Genomic DNA, 16,993 nt, shown 5'->3' with positions numbered 1-16,993 from the left:
AAAGTATGTGAAATCTTTGAGCGCAGTATCGCGTGACTCAATGATTTTTCGTGTGAGATAAAAGACTGCCGGCAGAAATCGGCAGTCTTTTCAAAATAGCCGCATCGGCTAAGCCGTGAACAGTAACCACAAAATACAGCATGCCTGCTGTTTTCATTGCAATTTGAAAACCGCTTTGTTATAATTCCATCTGCTTGAAGAAACGGAGGTGTTATAAATGGCAAATATTAAGTCGCAGAAAAAGCGTGCACTCACAAATCTGAAGAGACAGAATGCTCTGGCTGGTGAGAAGAGTGCTCTGAAAACAGCAATCAAAGCAGTCAAGACTGCCGTCGATGCAAAGGACAAGGATGCAGCCGTGACAGCTATGAACCAGGCAAATAAACTTCTTGATAAGGCAATCGTCAGTGGTTTCAAGAAGAAGAATTATGTTGCCCGCCAGAAATCCAGACTGCAGAAAGCTGTTAATAACATCGCCTGATAATTAAGAAGACTGCGGTCTTCTTTTTTTGTATTTGAAAAGGCTGAGGATTACGCCCCAGCCTTCTGCTGTTTGTTGTTTGTATCCTGCAGGAAGGCATCAATGATAGATGCTTCCACCTGCAGTTTTTTTGTGTCTGCACTTTCATCCTTGCGCAGTGACAGGATATGATGCAGCTTATGTGTACGGCGTTTGAGATACGCGGTGTATTCCTCATCCGGATGCTGTGACAGGATGGGACCAAGAACCAGATCAGATTGTGAATAATGTACCTCTGTCTTTGCTGGCACAAAGGCAATGGCTGTATAGTCATGCCTGTTTTCACTGACCACCCGTTCATCCGTGATTCTGTATCCCTTTGCGGCGATCCATTGCCGCATGGCAATGGGATCATCATTGGCCTCTGTAATGAGGATGGCAAACTGTGCTGTCCTGTCTGCATCTGCATCCAGAATGGAGATGATCGTATGCACACCCATACCGGCAATAACCGCACACTGTGCATCCTGCGGTACATTGGCAAAACCATTGCTTAAAACAAGCGTGATTTCTTTCTTCATGTGGTTTGTGACAATGTTGGCAGCTGCCTGATGCAGGGGGCCCTTGCGGATATCGCAGGCATAGACCTTTTCTGCTTTATGCTGTTTGACAAGCAGAACGGGCAGCCAGGCATGATCGGTGCCGATATCCGCAGTGACAAGACCAGAAGGCACCATATCTGCCAGTACCTGCAGACGTTTCATCATTCCATGAAATCCTTGAGCTTGCGGGAACGGTTCGGATGTTTCAGTTTGCGCAGCGCCTTGGCTTCAATCTGCCGGATTCTTTCTCTGGTCACATTGAATTCTCTGCCGACTTCTTCCAGTGTTCTCGGCTTGCCTTCATACAGACCGAACCGCATGCGCAGCACTTTCTCTTCGCGGTCTGTCAGGCCGGAAAGCACATTGTCAATTTCATCCTTCAGCAGCTGATTGTTGGCATATTCATCCGGACTCATGGCATCCTTGTCCTCAATGAAATCACCGAGATGGCTGTCATCTTCTTCACCGATCGGTGTTTCCAGAGAAACCGGCTCCAGAGCAATCTTCTGGATCTCACGGACTTTGGCTGGTGAGATGCCGTCCATCCTGGCAGAAATTTCCTCAGCAGTTGGCTCACGGCCAAGCTCCTGTACAAGCTGTCTCTGCACTCTGGTCAGCTTATTGATGGTTTCGACCATGTGGACAGGAATACGGATGGTTCTGGCCTGATCGGCAATGGCTCTGGTGATCGCCTGCCGGATCCACCAGGTAGCATAGGTTGAAAACTTGAAGCCTTTGCGGTAGTCAAACTTTTCAACGGCCTTGACCAGGCCCATGTTGCCTTCCTGAATCAGATCGAGAAACAGCATGCCTCTGCCTACATACTTTTTGGCGATGGATACAACAAGGCGCAGATTGCTGGAAATCAGAATATTGCGTGCCTCTTCATCGCCTTCCTCTACGCGCTTTGCAATTTCGCGCTCATCTTCCGGTTTCAGCAGCGGCACTCTGCCGATCTCCTTCAGATACATTTTGACAGGATCATTGAGCTGGGTAGCAGCACTGGCATTGACAAGCTCTTCCGGGGCATATTTCTTCTTCAGCAGCTCACCGATCTGATCACGGTCCTCAACATCCCCCTCTTCCTCATCGTCAAGAGAATCAAGTGCTTCAGCTTCATCCTCTTCTTCCTCATCCTCCAGTTCTTCCTCAAGATCTTCATCTTCGGCCACATCAATATCGTGGTCCGCAAACCATGTCCACAGGGCATCGATTTCATCATCATCCAGACTCAGATTCTCCAAAGAGGCCATGACATCTTTCTGATACAGCACGCCGTCCCGCTGGTATACTGCCGCATAATCCTGCTTCAGTTCATCTAATGTTTTCATCCGGCTGCCGGAAGCTTCATGCACACAGGGATCAATCACACTGCTCTTCTTTGCAGAAGATGCGCCTGAGGAAGCAGCACCATGGCGGGCTGCGTTGTCCGTTTTCTTTTCACTGCTTGTTTTCTTCATCCAGGTACCTCCTTAGTTGGCTGACACATTCTGTATATTGTTTCATCAGCAGTGCCTTGCTCTGCGGATTCAGATCCGTCAGCAGCTGCTGTTTATAGGCATCTGCTTCATTCTGCAGATAGGTAATTTTCACACGCCGGATCGCTCCCGTAAGCATGCTGGCATCAAAGTCCATCTCATAGGCTTCACTGCATACAAGTGAGCTGATCAGATCACGGATCTGCTGATCCTGGGTGCGGTCCATCAGCACCTGCGGGTCAGCTCTGCCCTGTTGATGCACCATCTCCAGAATCATCACAGCCAGGGTCTGCCGCTGTGGATTGAGCAGATAGCCCAGTTCATCTTCAAAGATTCTGGAGGCGCCGGGATATTTGAGCATCATCATCAGAATCTGCTCCTCGGCTTTGTCGTTGCCAGCGGCCGGTGCCATATGGGAAACATGCAGTGGCTGCGATGGCATCGGTACACTGACAGCTTCTTCCTGCTTCGGTGTATACACTGCCTGGATCCCGGTGATCTTTGAGGCCTGATCCAGCAGGTATTTCCGGTCCATTTCATCGGTAATGGTTTCCGCAATCTGGCTGGCCTGGGTGATGAATTCTTTTTTCTCGAGATAGGAATTCAGATTGGTGCGTTTTTCCATGTAGGAAAGATAGAAGTCCATCCATGAGATTTCTTTTGCGGCCAGTGCCTGCAGTGCTTCTTTGCCATCCTGGCGCAGAATCTCATCCGGATCTTTGCCGGTACGGTTGTCAATGACAGCCGTTTCACAGTTTTCTTTTCTTGCCATCTGAACAGCCCGCCAGGTCGCATTCTGTCCGGCCTGGTCGCCATCATAGCAGAACACAAGCAATGGTGCCAGGTGCCGTATCAGACGGATCTGCTCCTGGGTGCAGGCGGTGCCAAGTGTACAGACGGCATTGGCAATACCTGCTCTGTCAAAGGCAATGACATCTGTCACACCTTCACAGATATAGATTTTGCCTGCCCTTCGTGCTTCTTCCTTTGCCCTGTGGGCATTGTAGACAAGCTGTCCTTTGACATAAATCTCAGTCTGGGTTGTATTAATATATTTAGCCGGATTGTCAGGATCCATCGTACGGGCACTGAATCCAACCGGATTGCCATAGGCATCATGAATGGGAAAGGTGATACGGCCGGCAAAGACGTCCTTCATGCCCTGTGACGTGATCCGGGAGACATTGACTGCCGTCAGGGTCTGATCTTCATAGTGCTTGGCATGCAGAAAGCGGGTCAGGGCATCTCCCTCCGGATTCCAGCCGATCTGAAACTTCTCTAGGGTATGGTCGTCCATACCACGGCCTTTGAGATAGCTGCGGGCAGATGCGCCATCGCTGCTGTTGAGCTCATACATGGTATAGTTGATCGTTTCCTGCAGGGCGTCATACAGCTTCTGACGGTGAGGATCGACCTGCCGTTTTTCCTTCGTGGGGGAAGTTGACAGCGGGAAGCCGATCATGTCGGCCACCCTGCCTACTGCCTCTGGAAAGGAAATGTGCTCATAGCGCTGCACGAAGGAGAAAACATTGCCGCCGGCTCCGCAGACAAAGCATTTGTAAATCTGCATGTCAGGATTGATGTTCAGGGAAGGATCGTGATCATCATGAAAAGGGCAGACTGCTTTATACATCCTGCCCTGCTTATGTACCTGCAGATAATGGGATATCACATCGACGATATCTGCTTTGGCGCGAACAGCATTGATTTCATCTTCAGAAAGATATGCCATGGGCCCCCTTTGCTAGAGATTTCAGAAACGAATGGCCTTGTTGATGCGGGAACGGACCTCCTCTACACTCAGTCTTTCCTGTGCCATGGTATCACGGTCACGGATTGTTACCGTACCATCTTCCATCGTCTGATCATCCACCGTGATGCAGTAAGGTGTTCCTACTTCATCCATGCGGCGGTAACGCTTGCCAATGGAACCAGCATCATCATAGGCAACGGCAAAATCATAGGACAGTGAGCGGTAAATCTCCTTTGCCTTCTCACTGTGTGCCTTCTTCTTCAGCGGCAGAATTGCTGCCTTGACAGGCGCGAGAACCGGATGGAAATGCATGACAATACGGGTATCACCATTTTCCAGTGTTTCTTCATCATAGGCATCGGTAAAGAACATGAAGAACAGTCTTTCCACGCCGACCGCCGGTTCCACAACATACGGCAGGAACTTTTCGTTTGTTACAGGATCAAGGTAAGTCAGATCCTTGCCGGAAGCTTCCTGGTGGCGGCCCAGATCGTAGTCAGTACGGTCAGCGATGCCCCACAGCTCGCCCCATCCCCACGGGAACTTGTATTCAATATCCGTTGTTGCCTTGGAATAGAAGCTCAGCTCTTCCTTAGCGTGATCACGGAACCGCAGCATTTCCTTTGTGCCGCCCAGAGACAGAATCCAATCCATGCAGAACTGACGCCAGTAAGGGAACCACTTGTCATCCTCGCCCGGATGGCAGAAGAATTCCATTTCCATCTGCTCAAATTCACGGGTACGGAAAATGAAGTTGCCCGGTGTAATCTCATTACGGAAAGACTTACCGATCTGGCCGATGCCAAATGGCAGCTTCTTGCGGTAAGCACGCTGTACATTCTTGAAGTCTACAAACATGCCCTGGGCAGTTTCAGGACGCAGATAGACAGTGCTCTTGGCATCTTCAACCGTGCCCTGGAACGTCTTGAACATCAGATTGAACTGACGGATCGGTGTGAAATTATGCTTGCCGCAGTCCGGGCATGGAATCTTGTTATCTTCAATGAACTTCTCCATCTGTTCATTGGTCCATCCCTCACAGCTGACTTTGCCATTGGACCATTCCTCAATCAGCTGGTCTGCACGGTGTCTTGTATGGCACTCACGGCAGTCCATCAGCGGATCAGAGAATCCCTTGAGATGGCCGGAAGCTTCCCATACCTTCGGATTCATCAGAATGGCTGCCTGAATCTCGACATTGTTCGGATCTTCCTGAATAAACTTCTTCTGCCATGCACGCTTGATATTATCTTTGAGCATGACACCATAAGGACCGAAGTCCCATGTGTTGCTCAGACCGCCGTAGATCTCGGATCCCTGAAATACAAATCCTGTATTTTTTGCATGTGAGACAATGAGATCAAACGTTTTTTCCTTTTCCATGCTATCCTCCTGAAATTTTGTTAAACGCTATCAGTTTAACACTTCCCCGGTCACTATTCAATGTGCACAGATTTCCTGCAGGAAGCGGAAAGACTGCAGCGCAATGCTGCCGTACTGGTGCAGAAAGTCCACCAGTATGACTGTATCTTCCCAGCTGGCACCGCCTGCCTGTATGACGGCATCAAAGTGGGAAAGGCCTGCCTTGCAGATGAGGCGGAACCGCTTCAGATCAGCAGCGGATGATGCCGGCACACCAAGCTTTGCAGCATCTTCACGGCATAAAAAGCCCCCTGCCTGCACAGACAGGGCACTGACTTCTTTCTTCTGACATACTGTGCACTCATCGACGTCTGGTGCCATGCCTGAAATACGCAATACATCCGCAAGATACAAGGCAAGCACAGATGTCATATCATCCCCGTGATCCAGCCGGTCCAGTCCCTTTTCCAGCAGGTCATACATCTGTGCTGAAGCACTCTGCTCGCCTGGCAGCAGTAAGGCATCCGCACATTCGCAGAGAACCGCTGCAGCAGCTGAGGCATTCAGATCTTCATGCAGATGGCGGCGCAGCGAAATTGTTTCGGCTGTGCGCAGATGGAACATGGTTCTGCCGGGATGATAGTCAAACAGAAAGCGGGCCGAGGTATATGGCAGCAGGGAAGCACTATTGCGGCTGGTGATCTTTCTGGCACCGGCGGCTGTAAAACTGATTTTTCCATATTCCCGGCTCAATACACTGAGAAGTACATCCTTTTCCCGGTAATCACTCTGTTTGAGAATGATGACGTTCAGACGGTCATTCATCGCGGAAGGCACCGCCATAGCCGTATTCAGAAATACGGGCATCCTTGGAGCGCCATTCACTCTCGACTCTGACAAACAGAGTCAGATAGACATGGACGCCAAGCAGTTTCTCCAGATCCGCTCTGGCCAGTGAACCGATCTTTTTGAGCATCGATCCGCCCTTGCCAATCATGATGCCCTTCTGACCTTCTCTTTCGACCAGAATCATTGCCTGGATCTCACAGCCCTTCTTCGTGAATTTCTTGCTTTCTACAATGACAGCAGAGGCGTGCGGCACTTCTTTCTCTGTGCACTGCAGCACTTTTTCCCGGATGATTTCGGCAATGCGGAAATTCTCAGGCTCATCGGTGACTTCATCACTGCTGTACAAAAGGCCGCCTTCCGGCAGATAAGAGGCAGTGGTTTTAATCAGATCGTCAAAAGAGGAAGAAAACTTTGCACTCAGTGGGAAATACTGGGCAAAGTCATAGCGCTGCTGCCATTGGCCAAGAATCTGCAGCACCTGTTCCTTTGTCATCATATCCACCTTGTTCAGAATCAGAAACACCGGCACGCCTGCCTGTTTCACCATGTTAAGAACATAGGCATCCCCGGAGGAGAACTTTGCACTGCCATCCACAACCAGATAGATCAGGTCCACGCCCTGGATGACATCCGCTGATTCGCGGTTCATTCTTGCCCCGAGTCTGTCCTTGGCTTTATGAATGCCTGGTGTATCAGTGAAAACAATCTGACAGTCGGAATCGGTATAGATCCCTCTGATTTCAGATCTGGTTGTCTGTGCCTTGGGGGAAACAATCGCAACTTTTTCTTTGACCAGTGCATTGATCAAAGTACTTTTGCCGGCATTCGGCCTGCCAGCCAGGGCAACAAATCCACTTCTCATATGTTTCCTTTCAAATGTACAGCCAGGATCACCATGGCAGTCACAAAGGCTGCCAGAGAGGCAATCAGCACGGCACCAGCCGCCACATCCTTGATGACTTTGATCCGTTCATCGATTTCTGTGCTGTACATATCACAGATCTTTTCGATGCATGTATTCAACATTTCAGCGGTAATGACCATGCCAATGCAGATGATGACTGCCACCCATTCTTCTGCGGACAGTTTCATGATCCATCCGGCAATAAAGGCACACAAGGCAAGCTCATACTGGATGCGGACAGAGCGGTGGCCAAGGCCGTCTGCCACACCTGCAAAGGCAGCTTTGAACTTACTGATCATCGCGCGGCACAATCGGATCCAGAATCTTTTCCTGCAGGGCAAACATGACCTTTTCATCTTCCGGCTTCATGTGGTCATAGCCAAGGCAGTGCAGCAGGCCATGGGTAAACAGGAAACAGACTTCCCGCTTCAGGCTGTGGCCGTATTCCTTTGCCTGGCGGCGGGCATAGTTGATATTGATGAACAGATCACCGAGGTCTTTTTCGCCATCGTCAATGAGATCCGGGCTGTCATTGATGGCAAAGCTTATGACATCTGTCGGTCTGTCGATGCCGCGGTAATCACGGTTGATCTTATGAATGGCAGCAGAACGCACAAAAGTCACACTGATTTCGCAGGTTTCAGAAAGATGAAGCTGTTTCTCAGCAGCTGCACCGATCTGTTCAAACAGAGCCTGATAGGCCTGTACATCTTCATTTGTACGGTTATAGATCGTAATTTCCATGCTCTTTCCTTCTCTGGCTCACAGGCGGGAATAGGCTGCCTTGACGGTAATGCCATTCAGGTTGCCAAGCCTTCCGCAAAGTGCGGAAATGACATCGCCCGGGGCATCCATGGCAATCGAGATCAGGGAAATATTCCGCTTGGGATAAGGCAGTCCCATACGGCCGATGATATACTGGCTGTATTCATGCAGGATCTCATTCAGACTGCTGACCTGATTGGTATCTTCAACGACAATGGCAAGCATTGCAATTCTGCTTTCTTCCATATTCTCTCCTCTTTCTTATGCAGATATCTGCTTTCTTTAATGATAGCACAGCTGCCTGCTTCCTTCCTGAGTGCAGCCGACAAGGATCAATCGTTTTTCTGATGGATATCCAGCATCTGCACCGGCACATGCTTGTCTTCCAGGATCTGGAGAATCTCAGGGTGTTTTTCCAGATGGGCACCATATACGGCGATTCTTCTGCCATTGGCATCATAGATCATGAACATCTTTTTCCTTGCGATGATTTCACTGATATCCGCATAGGCCCAGTATTTGTTTCTGCCAAAAGCCTGCACCATCCGGATGCCATCTTCTTCAAAAACCATGCCGGACCGGTAATGGTCATAGATCAGTGCCCAGCCGATGGCCGCAACAATCGCAACCAGCCAGATCATGGATCCGGCTGCTTCCTTGACTTCTTTTGAGCTGAACAGGTACATGACAAGGATGACGGTAAAAATACCGGCTGTCAGCACGCCAATGGCCATGGAGCCATCTTCTTCTTTGAGTTCGATCTTATGCATACGTGATCTCCTTTGCATGTATGGTATGCTCTCCTTGTGTATGGTGCAAGCATGCCTTGACACACCCGCTTCATTTTGTATAATACAGCCGAAAACACGAGTGGATTTTTCCGGATGAACAATCACCTTTTCGCCACACGACATCAGGCCATGTGGATTTTTTTTGGCCAAAAGGAGAATACAATGCAGGAAAATGCAATGAAAGAGCGGCCTTTACTGCCGCTGATTCTGACCATGACCATTCCGATGATGCTGTCGATGCTGGTCAACAGTCTCTATAACATTGTCGACAGTTTCTTTGTCGCAAAAATGGGTGAGGATGCCATGACATCCCTGTCACTGGTATTTCCCATCCAGAATCTGATCGGCGCCGCCGCCATCGGCTACGGGGTTGGCATCAATGCCATCATTTCGTTCTATCTTGGTGCCAGGAAACAGGATCAGGCAGATCAGGCTGCCTCCCTCGGCATGCGGCTTTCCGTTGTGCACGGCCTTGTGCTCGGCCTGCTGGGCACGCTTGTCATGCCAGAGTTTCTGAGGATGTTCACAGATAATCCGCAGATCATCTCTTATGGTGTGCGTTATGCTGCGGTGGCCTTTGCCTTTGGCTTTGTCAGCAACGCCGGCATTGCCTTTGAAAAGGTATTCCAGGCCGTGGGACAGATGAATGTGACGGTGGTATCCCTGGCAGCTGGCTGTGTGTTTAATATCGTCATGGATCCGATTCTGATCTTTGGCATTGGCATTTTCCCGAAAATGGGCATGGAAGGTGCCGCCCTGGCAACCGGGCTTGGCCAGCTGGTAAGCCTGCTCATTTACTGTGTCCGGTATCATGATCATCCGCTGCCTGTGCACATTGGCATGCACCGGTGTAAAGATGATGCCAGAATGGCAAAAAGGATTTATGCCGTAGGCATACCGGCCATATTGAATCTTGCTCTTCCTTCTTTGCTGATCACATGTCTCAATAGCATTCTGGCAAAGTTTGCCCCGGTCTATATCCTGGTGCTGGGAATTTATTACAAGCTGCAGACGTTTCTGTACCTGCCTTCTTCCGGCATCATTCAGGGCATGCGGCCGCTGCTTGGCTATAACTATGGTGCCGGGGAATATGGCCGTGTGAAAAAGATCATTGGCATTGTACTGGTTATGATTCTGATTCTGATGAGTGCCGGCACAATCCTGTTCATGGTATGTCCAGGCTGGCCGATGGGGCTGTTTACGACCAGTCAGGAAACGATTCAGGCTGGCAGCAAGGCATTGCGCATCATTGCCGCAGGCTTTATCGTATCGGCTGTTTCAATAACTGCCTCCGGTGCCCTGGAAGGATTATCCAAAGGCACACAGTCCCTGTGGATTTCCTTATTCCGGTATGTGATTCTGATCATACCGGCTGCCTTTGTGCTGTCACATCTGTTTGGTGCAGATGGTGTCTTCCATGCCTTCTGGGTCAGTGAAGTGCTCAGTGCCATCATTGCCTGGTTCATATTGAAAAAAGCAGTGCCTTCTGCCTCTGCAGAAAGCACTGCCATCGCTCAGGAGTAAGCAGTTATTATTTCACTGCTTCCAGTATTCTGATATCGGCTGCTGTTTTCACCATGGGCATAGTACCGGTGCCCTGCTGCAGAAGACTGTGCAGCTTTTTTTCATCTTCACGGGATCCATGCAGCAGTACGGCATCCATCCCTGCCTGCAGTGCACAGCGGATATCGGTATCGGTTTCATTGCCGATCAGCAGTGTGCTGGCAATCTCAAGATCCTGTTCTTTGACAAGCTGCTGCAGAAAGGCAGCGGATGGTTTGCGCAGGCCATAGTCCGAGGAGACATATATGGCATCGAAATACCGCTTGAGGCCGGACGCATCAATCTCGGGCATGGTCAGCAGAGCCTGGGCATTGGTAAAAAGAATGATCTTTGCGCCACGGCGCTTGAGGCTGCGCAGTACGGTGGAAGTATGGGGATATACGCGCAGATGTTTGCGGGACAGGATGCGGAAAAAGTTGCCTACGGCAATTGCCCACTCACTTTCAGCAATTTCATCAATGGTTTCAGAATGTGCCCTTCTGCGCAGGTCATAGACGTTCCTGCCGCAGACAGAAAGAGAGACATAGTGGTTGAAGGGAGATTCCAGCAGCAGTCTGGCAAATACCCGGCCAAGATTAATCTCGACATCATTGCACTGTTTCTTTTTGCGCAGGATGTTTTCTTCATCATGCACCATCATCAGATATTCTTCATGCAGGATCTTCGGTTTGTAGTCAGCACCATAGCAGCTGTAGAATTCGGCCATGCGCCGCCACAGATCCTGACTGTTTTCATCTGTCAGGATATCCACCAGGGTGCCATAGAAATCAAAAATATAATTGTCATACTGCCGCATAAATACCTCTTGTTTGAAAAGGGAGCACGCCATCAACGTGCTCCCTTGACTTTGTGATTGTCAGTATAGCGTTTTCAGTCAGCAAATTCCAGATTCAGGCCGGATTCTTTGCCAAATACGTGAACAACATTGCCGGCAAATGTGAAGGCAACGGTATCACCGAGCTGATAGTGTCTGCCATCAAGATCGAGAGTCGGCACAATGATGATACTATCATGGCCTTCTGCATTGATATGCAGATGGTAAGCAGAGCCCATCATTTCAGAGACATCGACCTTGCCTTCGATCATGGCACCCGGCACATTATCCAGAGAGATATGATCAGGTCTGACACCGACCGTGACATCCTGTTCTGCCACATTGTGGGCAGCCAGGTTCTTCTGCTTGTCTTCAGAGAGTACTACCTTGGCAGCACCAACCGTAACAGCATATTTGCCATCAGCGTCCTTGACAAGACGGCCGTCATAGAAGTTCATCTGCGGCATGCCGATGAAGCCTGCAACAAACAGGTTGCGCGGATGATCATAGACTTCCTGCGGAGTACCAACCTGCTGAATGCGGCCATCCTTCATGACGACGATACGGTCGCCAAGTGTCATGGCTTCCGTCTGGTCATGGGTAACATACATGAAAGTGGAATCAATTCTCTGACGGAGCTTGATGATCTCAGCACGCATCTGGTTTCTCAGCTTGGCGTCCAGGTTGGACAGCGGCTCATCCATCAGCAGTACTTTCGGGTCACGGACAATGGCACGTCCGATGGCAACTCTCTGTCTCTGTCCGCCGGACAGAGCCTTCGGCTTTCTGTCCAGATACTGGGTAATGCCAAGTGTTTCCGCAGCCTGATTGACTTTTCTGTCAATTTCATCCTTCGGCAGTTTGCGCAGTTTCAGCGGGAACTCCAGATTCTGGCGGACAGTCATATGCGGATACAGAGCATAGTTCTGGAAGACCATAGCAATATCACGGTCCTTAGGCTGAACATCATTCATTCTCTTGCCGTCGATCAGAAGATCACCCTTGGTGATTTCCTCAAGTCCGGCAACCATACGCAGGGTTGTGGACTTGCCGCATCCGGAAGGACCGACCAGAACAATGAACTCATGATCCGCGATCGAAAGGTTGAAGTCTTCAACGGCAACGACGCCTTCTTCTGTCACCTTGAGATTTGTTTTCTTCTCATGATGATGTTTCTTCTTACCTTCGGTGTTTGGATAGATTTTCTCGATGTGTTTTAATTCTACTGTTGACATGTTTTTTTGCCCCTTTCAAACAGTGAAAGAATTTTGAAACGGTCCGCGACAAAAGCCCTGCTTTCCGTTTGCTGGCAGAGGGTTCTTCCTTCCCTCAGTGAGCCTTTTTCAATGGCTTGACTGTCTCTCCGGCGATGACCCGGAACGGCACTGTTTCATGCACCGGCCTGCGTTCGTAGTTTATCCGCAGCAGCAGGTCTTCCACACCCCTGCGGGCGATGTTCTGAGCGTCCTGACGAATGGTCGAAAGACGCGGAATGGAATACCTGGCATATGGGATGCCATCATAACCGATCAGTGACAGATCATCCGGTATGCGCCGGCCGCTGTCAACAGCAGCCCGCATGGCACCAAGGGCAATGATATCACCCATGGCAAAGATCGCCGTCAATGACGGATCACGGTGCAGAAGAATATCAGCAGCTTCGTATCCATCCCGCAGAGAGAATCTGCAGGGCTGATACTGAAGGACAGGATCAAACGGGATCTGATGGCGGGCAAATACTTTTTCACAGCCTGCCAGTCTCTGGAAGTCAATGTGGCCTTCATCTGTTTCATTGGCGGAACCGCCGATGATGCCGATTCGTGTATGTCCTGCCCGGATCAGGTAATCCACAGCCTCCTGAGAAGCTGCTGTATCATCGGTTGTAAAGGATGAAAGGTTGTCAAAGCCAAGATTGGCAGCACTGTTTGTCAGCAGCACCGAAGGTACTTCAATCCTGCCGAAATCATGGCGGAAATACTCGATGTTGCCGCCCAGGAAGATCAGCCCTTTCGGCCGTCTTTCCAGACAGATCTGCACTGCCGCAAGCACTTCGTTGGCAAAGTCATCAATGTACTCCACCACTGCCTCTTCCCCGTTTTCTCTCAACAAAGTCTGAATGTTTTCTACAATGGATCCAAAGAAGACATTCATGCGTCCTTTGACCAGAATCGTAATACTGGAATACGTTCTCTGCTTGAGCAGCTTGGCATTGCTGTTGGGCTGATAGCCTTCGCGTTCAATGACCTCCTGTACCTTTTTACGTGTTTCTTCCGATACATCAGGATGATTGTTCAGCACTCTTGAGATTGTCCCGATACTGTACCCGGAAAGCCTTGCAATATCCTTGATTGTTGTCATCCGGGCCTCCTGTCTAACCGTTGTAAACATTACCGGAAACGTTTACAGTTATTATTCTATGAAAGCGCTGCCAGATTGTCAATCACTTTTGACATGGCAGCGTATCAATTTCTGGTATAAATCTGTTTTCCTCAGATGCTTCAATGCGGCTTCTGCTGCTGGTTATTCCGTATCTCCATGCGAAGACGGTCAAGTTCATGCTTGCGTGCCTGCACACGCTTTTCAAGTCCCTGATCTGTCGGAACATAATAGTGGGTCCCCTCCAGAGAATCCGGCAGACACTGCAGACCGGTAATATGTTCCTTGTAGTCATGGGCATACTGGTAATCACGCCCATAGCCAAGATTTTTCATCAGATTTGTTTCGGCATTGCGCAAAGCCAGAGGAACTGGTTCTGCTTCCATGTGCCGGGCATCCTGAGCAGCTTTTGTATACGCAAGGTATAAAGCATTTGATTTGGGAGCAATGGCACAATACACCACAGCATGTGTCAGATGGACAGAGCATTCCGGCATGCCAAGAAACTGGCAGGCATGATAGGCATTGATCGCAACGGTGAGTGCTCCTGAATCTGCCATGCCGATGTCTTCTGAGGCAAAACGTACAATTCGTCTGGCAATGTACAAGGGATCTTCGCCTGCCTCCAGCATTCTTGCCAGCCAGTAGACGGCTGCATCCGCATCCGAATTCCGCATGGATTTATGAAGTGCAGAAATCAGATTATAGTGTTCCTCGCCATTGCGGTCATACAGCAGTGTCTTTTCCTGAATGCACTGATCGACAATCTCTTTAGTCACCAATGACTCTCTGCCTGAACCGGCACCGTTCATGACAGAAAGCTCCAGGGTATTCAAAGCGGTCCTGGCATCTCCGTTTGCATAGGAGGCAATCAATTCAAGCAGGCTGTCATCGATCGTCACCTGCCATGTGCCAAATCCCCTTTCATCCGTCAGGGCATGCTTTTCAATCTGCACAAGACTTTCTTTTGACAATGGTTCCAGCACAAATACCCTGCAGCGGGACAGCAGAGCGTTATTCAGCTCAAAAGAAGGATTTTCCGTGGTAGCTCCGATCAGAATGACAGAACCGCGCTCTACATAGGGAAGAAACGCATCCTGCTGGGCCTTATTGAAACGATGAATCTCATCCACAAACAGGATGGTCTTTCTGCCCATTTTCCTGCTTTGCTCTGCCTTGTCCATCACCTGGCGGATTTCCTTAATACCGGAAGTAACAGCAGAAAAATTGACAAAATCTGATCGGGTGGAATGGGCAATAATGCGGGCAAGCGTTGTTTTGCCGGTGCCGGGAGGGCCCCAGAAAATCATGGACTGAACCTCGTCAGTCTCAATCATTCTGCGCAGGATTTTCCCTTTGCCAAGCAGCTGCTGCTGGCCTATATATTCTGATAAATCCGATGGCCGCATGCGGTCGGCAAGCGGTCTGGAGGAACTCGTATCATCAAAGAGAGACTGCTGTTCCATAGAATTCATAACTCCTTCAGCGATGCAATCATGCAGGCAGATACATGACAACGTGCATCTTTCATCGCTTTTTCTTCTTCATTGTAGTCAATTTGGCTCAAAGCGTGTAACTTCTACAAAAGAAAACAGGAAGGTACAAGATCATGCCCGCATCCTTCCTGTAATCAGTCCTGACCAGAAGTATCCTTGTCTGCTTTGGTTACCCTTCCTTCCACGACATTGTAGATCTCATCCGACAATGACAGTAAAGACTGGCCATCATGGCAGGCAAGGACAATCAATGCACCCCTTTCCTTATGCCTGATCATGATTTTCTTGATTTTCTCAACACTTTCCTCATCCAGAGCATTGAAAGGTTCATCCAGCAGGATGATATCCGGTTTCTCCATGAAGCAGCACGCCAGACCGAGCTTCTGCTTCATGCCAAGTGAATACTTTTTGTATGTTCTTGCATCATGCGGATCAAGCCCTGTCTCTGCCAAAGCCTCTTCAATATCCTGCCTGGATGCGGTTCCCTTCAGGGAAGCAATCATTTCCAGATTTTTATATCCGGTAAAGTTGTCAAGAAAAGCAGGCGATTCAATCAGGGCACCTACAGACCGCGGGAAAGAGATATTTTTTCTCAGCTTTTCGCCATCTACTTCCACATAGCCGCTGGTTGGATAGATCAGTCCGCAAAGTGCTCTCAGCAGCATCGTCTTGCCGCTGCCATTTACTCCCTTCAGGCCATAGATTCTGCCGCTTTCCAGAGATAAATTTACATCTTCCAGAATGACTCTGCCTTTGATGATTTTGCTATAGTTTACTACATTGATCCGCGTCATCTCTCTCACTCTCTTTCCAGATAGTCGTATTTCTTCAGTATCAACTTACCTGCAGCCCAGAAAACTGCTATGCACAATAGTTCAATCCATATGCCGGCAGCCGGATCCACGCTATCCATTGTCATACCGTCAAAGGTGTTTTCCTGCATATTTCTTACAATCATGGAATAGTTCCCGATCAGAAATTTTGACATATAGAAATCCGAGCAAAGGATATATAACAGTGATGCCAGAAATGCATAGGCTGGCCGGATTAACAGCTGCAGGAAGATATATGCCTGTCCCATCGTTTCCGCCGTCAGCCACGGCATCACAAAGACGCTCCGGTACAGATCCAAAGCTGTATGTCTTTCCAGATGGATATTGGAGCACATCCGCACAAGATCAGGATGTGCTGTAAATACTTCTTTTGAGATTGGAACTGTCACTAAAAACGCGATGACAAGAATTTCCAGATAAAATAAACCGATCGAAACAATGCCATAAATCATCTTCGCCAGATACCAGCTTGTCGAATGGGTGCACCGCAGAAGATACTGCTGTCCCAGCCTGGTTCTGTCATCGCTTGGATAGCTGCCGATGATATACAGGGCATACATCTGTGTCGTCAGCCACATGATCGGTATTTCATACTTTACATGTGGATCCGGCAATGTAAACACTTTTCCTTTGAACAGGTACAGGCAGAAATCCATATAGCTGGGTTCGAACTGATGCGGACCGTAACTAAAGAAACCATTGACATGCTCACGGAAATTAAAGAAGAAAATGAGAATCAAGGGAATTGCCCAAAGATATTTCCATCTGTTCTGATAGATGCCGGTGCGGATGTCACGCGATGATAATTTCAAAATTTCCTGCCCAAAACTTTTAATGCCGTTTTTGCACAGTGGGTCTGCTAAGCATACAATTGTATTGGCTCATAGAGCCTAGAAAGTAAGCTTTGGCAGGCGACTGTGTCACTTTCGGCGTGGTGGCCCGGATAC

At 49.2% G+C, this 16,993-nt stretch carries 18 protein-coding genes; 2 read left to right on the top strand and 16 right to left on the bottom strand.

Going from position 1 to position 16,993, the window contains the following annotated elements; genetic code table 11:
• Positions 1-217: 217 nt before the first annotated feature.
• Positions 218-481 (top strand): 30S ribosomal protein S20, encoded by a 264-nt coding sequence (gene rpsT, locus SOI44_RS09345; protein ID WP_331348944.1) that lies wholly within the window; start codon positions 218-220, stop codon positions 479-481.
• Between the two features lie 50 nt (positions 482-531).
• Here rpsT and SOI44_RS09340 read toward each other — a convergent pair whose 3' ends face one another.
• The 10 genes from SOI44_RS09340 to SOI44_RS09295 all read right to left on the bottom strand — a co-directional run bounded on the left by SOI44_RS09340 (position 532) and on the right by SOI44_RS09295 (position 8,943).
• The gene (locus SOI44_RS09340; protein ID WP_331348943.1) at positions 532-1,227 is read right to left on the bottom strand and encodes a tRNA (adenine(22)-N(1))-methyltransferase; all 696 of its coding nucleotides are present in this window, start codon (positions 1,225-1,227) and stop codon (positions 532-534) included.
• Positions 1,224-2,393: an RNA polymerase sigma factor RpoD gene (gene rpoD, locus SOI44_RS09335; RefSeq protein WP_331348945.1), complete on the bottom strand. Its 1,170-nt coding sequence runs from the start codon at positions 2,391-2,393 to the stop codon at positions 1,224-1,226. The genes SOI44_RS09340 and rpoD overlap by 4 nt, the downstream gene beginning before the upstream one ends.
• 109 nt (positions 2,394-2,502) lie before the next feature.
• Positions 2,503-4,272, bottom strand: coding sequence for a DNA primase (gene dnaG / locus SOI44_RS09330; RefSeq protein WP_331348942.1), 1,770 nt, complete (start codon positions 4,270-4,272; stop codon positions 2,503-2,505).
• Between the two features lie 21 nt (positions 4,273-4,293).
• Complete coding sequence (locus tag SOI44_RS09325) at positions 4,294-5,676, bottom strand: glycine--tRNA ligase (protein ID WP_331348941.1); 1,383 nt, start codon at positions 5,674-5,676, stop codon at positions 4,294-4,296.
• A 57-nt stretch (positions 5,677-5,733) separates the two neighbouring features.
• Positions 5,734-6,522 carry a DNA repair protein RecO gene (gene recO, locus SOI44_RS09320; protein WP_331348940.1) on the bottom strand — a complete coding sequence of 263 codons (789 nt, stop codon included), beginning with the start codon at positions 6,520-6,522 and terminating at the stop codon, positions 5,734-5,736.
• Positions 6,473-7,366 carry a GTPase Era gene (gene era, locus SOI44_RS09315; protein WP_331348939.1) on the bottom strand — a complete coding sequence of 298 codons (894 nt, stop codon included), beginning with the start codon at positions 7,364-7,366 and terminating at the stop codon, positions 6,473-6,475. The genes recO and era overlap by 50 nt, the downstream gene beginning before the upstream one ends.
• Complete coding sequence (locus SOI44_RS09310) at positions 7,363-7,707, bottom strand: diacylglycerol kinase family protein (protein ID WP_331348938.1); 345 nt, start codon at positions 7,705-7,707, stop codon at positions 7,363-7,365. Before SOI44_RS09310 ends, era begins: the two co-directional genes overlap by 4 nt.
• Positions 7,697-8,152, bottom strand: a complete 456-nt coding sequence (ybeY, locus tag SOI44_RS09305; protein WP_331348937.1) for an rRNA maturation RNase YbeY — start codon at positions 8,150-8,152, stop codon at positions 7,697-7,699. The genes SOI44_RS09310 and ybeY overlap by 11 nt, the downstream gene beginning before the upstream one ends.
• An 18-nt stretch (positions 8,153-8,170) precedes the next feature.
• A complete protein-coding gene (locus tag SOI44_RS09300; protein WP_331348936.1) occupies positions 8,171-8,419 on the bottom strand; it encodes a TM1266 family iron-only hydrogenase system putative regulator in 249 nt (82 codons plus the stop codon).
• 86 nt (positions 8,420-8,505) lie between these two features.
• Positions 8,506-8,943, bottom strand: a complete 438-nt coding sequence (locus SOI44_RS09295; protein ID WP_331348935.1) for a hypothetical protein — start codon at positions 8,941-8,943, stop codon at positions 8,506-8,508.
• A 183-nt stretch (positions 8,944-9,126) separates the two neighbouring features.
• On the opposite strand from SOI44_RS09295, the gene SOI44_RS09290 reads away from it, so the two are divergent.
• Positions 9,127-10,488 (top strand): MATE family efflux transporter, encoded by a 1,362-nt coding sequence (locus tag SOI44_RS09290; protein WP_331348934.1) that lies wholly within the window; start codon positions 9,127-9,129, stop codon positions 10,486-10,488.
• 7 nt (positions 10,489-10,495) lie between these two features.
• On the opposite strand, the gene SOI44_RS09285 is transcribed toward SOI44_RS09290, so the two are convergent.
• The 6 genes from SOI44_RS09285 to SOI44_RS09260 all read right to left on the bottom strand — a co-directional run bounded on the left by SOI44_RS09285 (position 10,496) and on the right by SOI44_RS09260 (position 16,858).
• Entirely contained in the window at positions 10,496-11,323 is an 828-nt protein-coding gene (locus tag SOI44_RS09285; RefSeq protein ID WP_331348933.1) for an HAD family hydrolase, read from the bottom strand.
• A gap of 74 nt (positions 11,324-11,397) precedes the next feature.
• Entirely contained in the window at positions 11,398-12,576 is a 1,179-nt protein-coding gene (locus tag SOI44_RS09280) for an ABC transporter ATP-binding protein (protein WP_331348932.1), read from the bottom strand.
• 94 nt (positions 12,577-12,670) lie between these two features.
• Positions 12,671-13,699, bottom strand: coding sequence for a LacI family DNA-binding transcriptional regulator (locus SOI44_RS09275; RefSeq protein ID WP_331348931.1), 1,029 nt, complete (start codon positions 13,697-13,699; stop codon positions 12,671-12,673).
• Between the two features lie 140 nt (positions 13,700-13,839).
• Positions 13,840-15,183 (bottom strand): replication-associated recombination protein A, encoded by a 1,344-nt coding sequence (locus SOI44_RS09270; RefSeq protein ID WP_331348930.1) that lies wholly within the window; start codon positions 15,181-15,183, stop codon positions 13,840-13,842.
• A 164-nt stretch (positions 15,184-15,347) separates the two neighbouring features.
• Positions 15,348-16,007, bottom strand: a complete 660-nt coding sequence (locus SOI44_RS09265) for an ABC transporter ATP-binding protein (RefSeq protein ID WP_331348929.1) — start codon at positions 16,005-16,007, stop codon at positions 15,348-15,350.
• A gap of 5 nt (positions 16,008-16,012) precedes the next feature.
• Positions 16,013-16,858 (bottom strand): hypothetical protein, encoded by an 846-nt coding sequence (locus SOI44_RS09260; protein ID WP_331348928.1) that lies wholly within the window; start codon positions 16,856-16,858, stop codon positions 16,013-16,015.
• Between the last annotated feature and the right edge of the window lie 135 nt (positions 16,859-16,993).

The organism is Lactimicrobium sp. (genome assembly GCF_036453465.1).
Lineage (GTDB): Bacteria > Bacillota_I > Bacilli_A > Erysipelotrichales > Erysipelotrichaceae > Bulleidia.
This window is presented reverse-complemented; position numbering and strand designations above follow the sequence as displayed.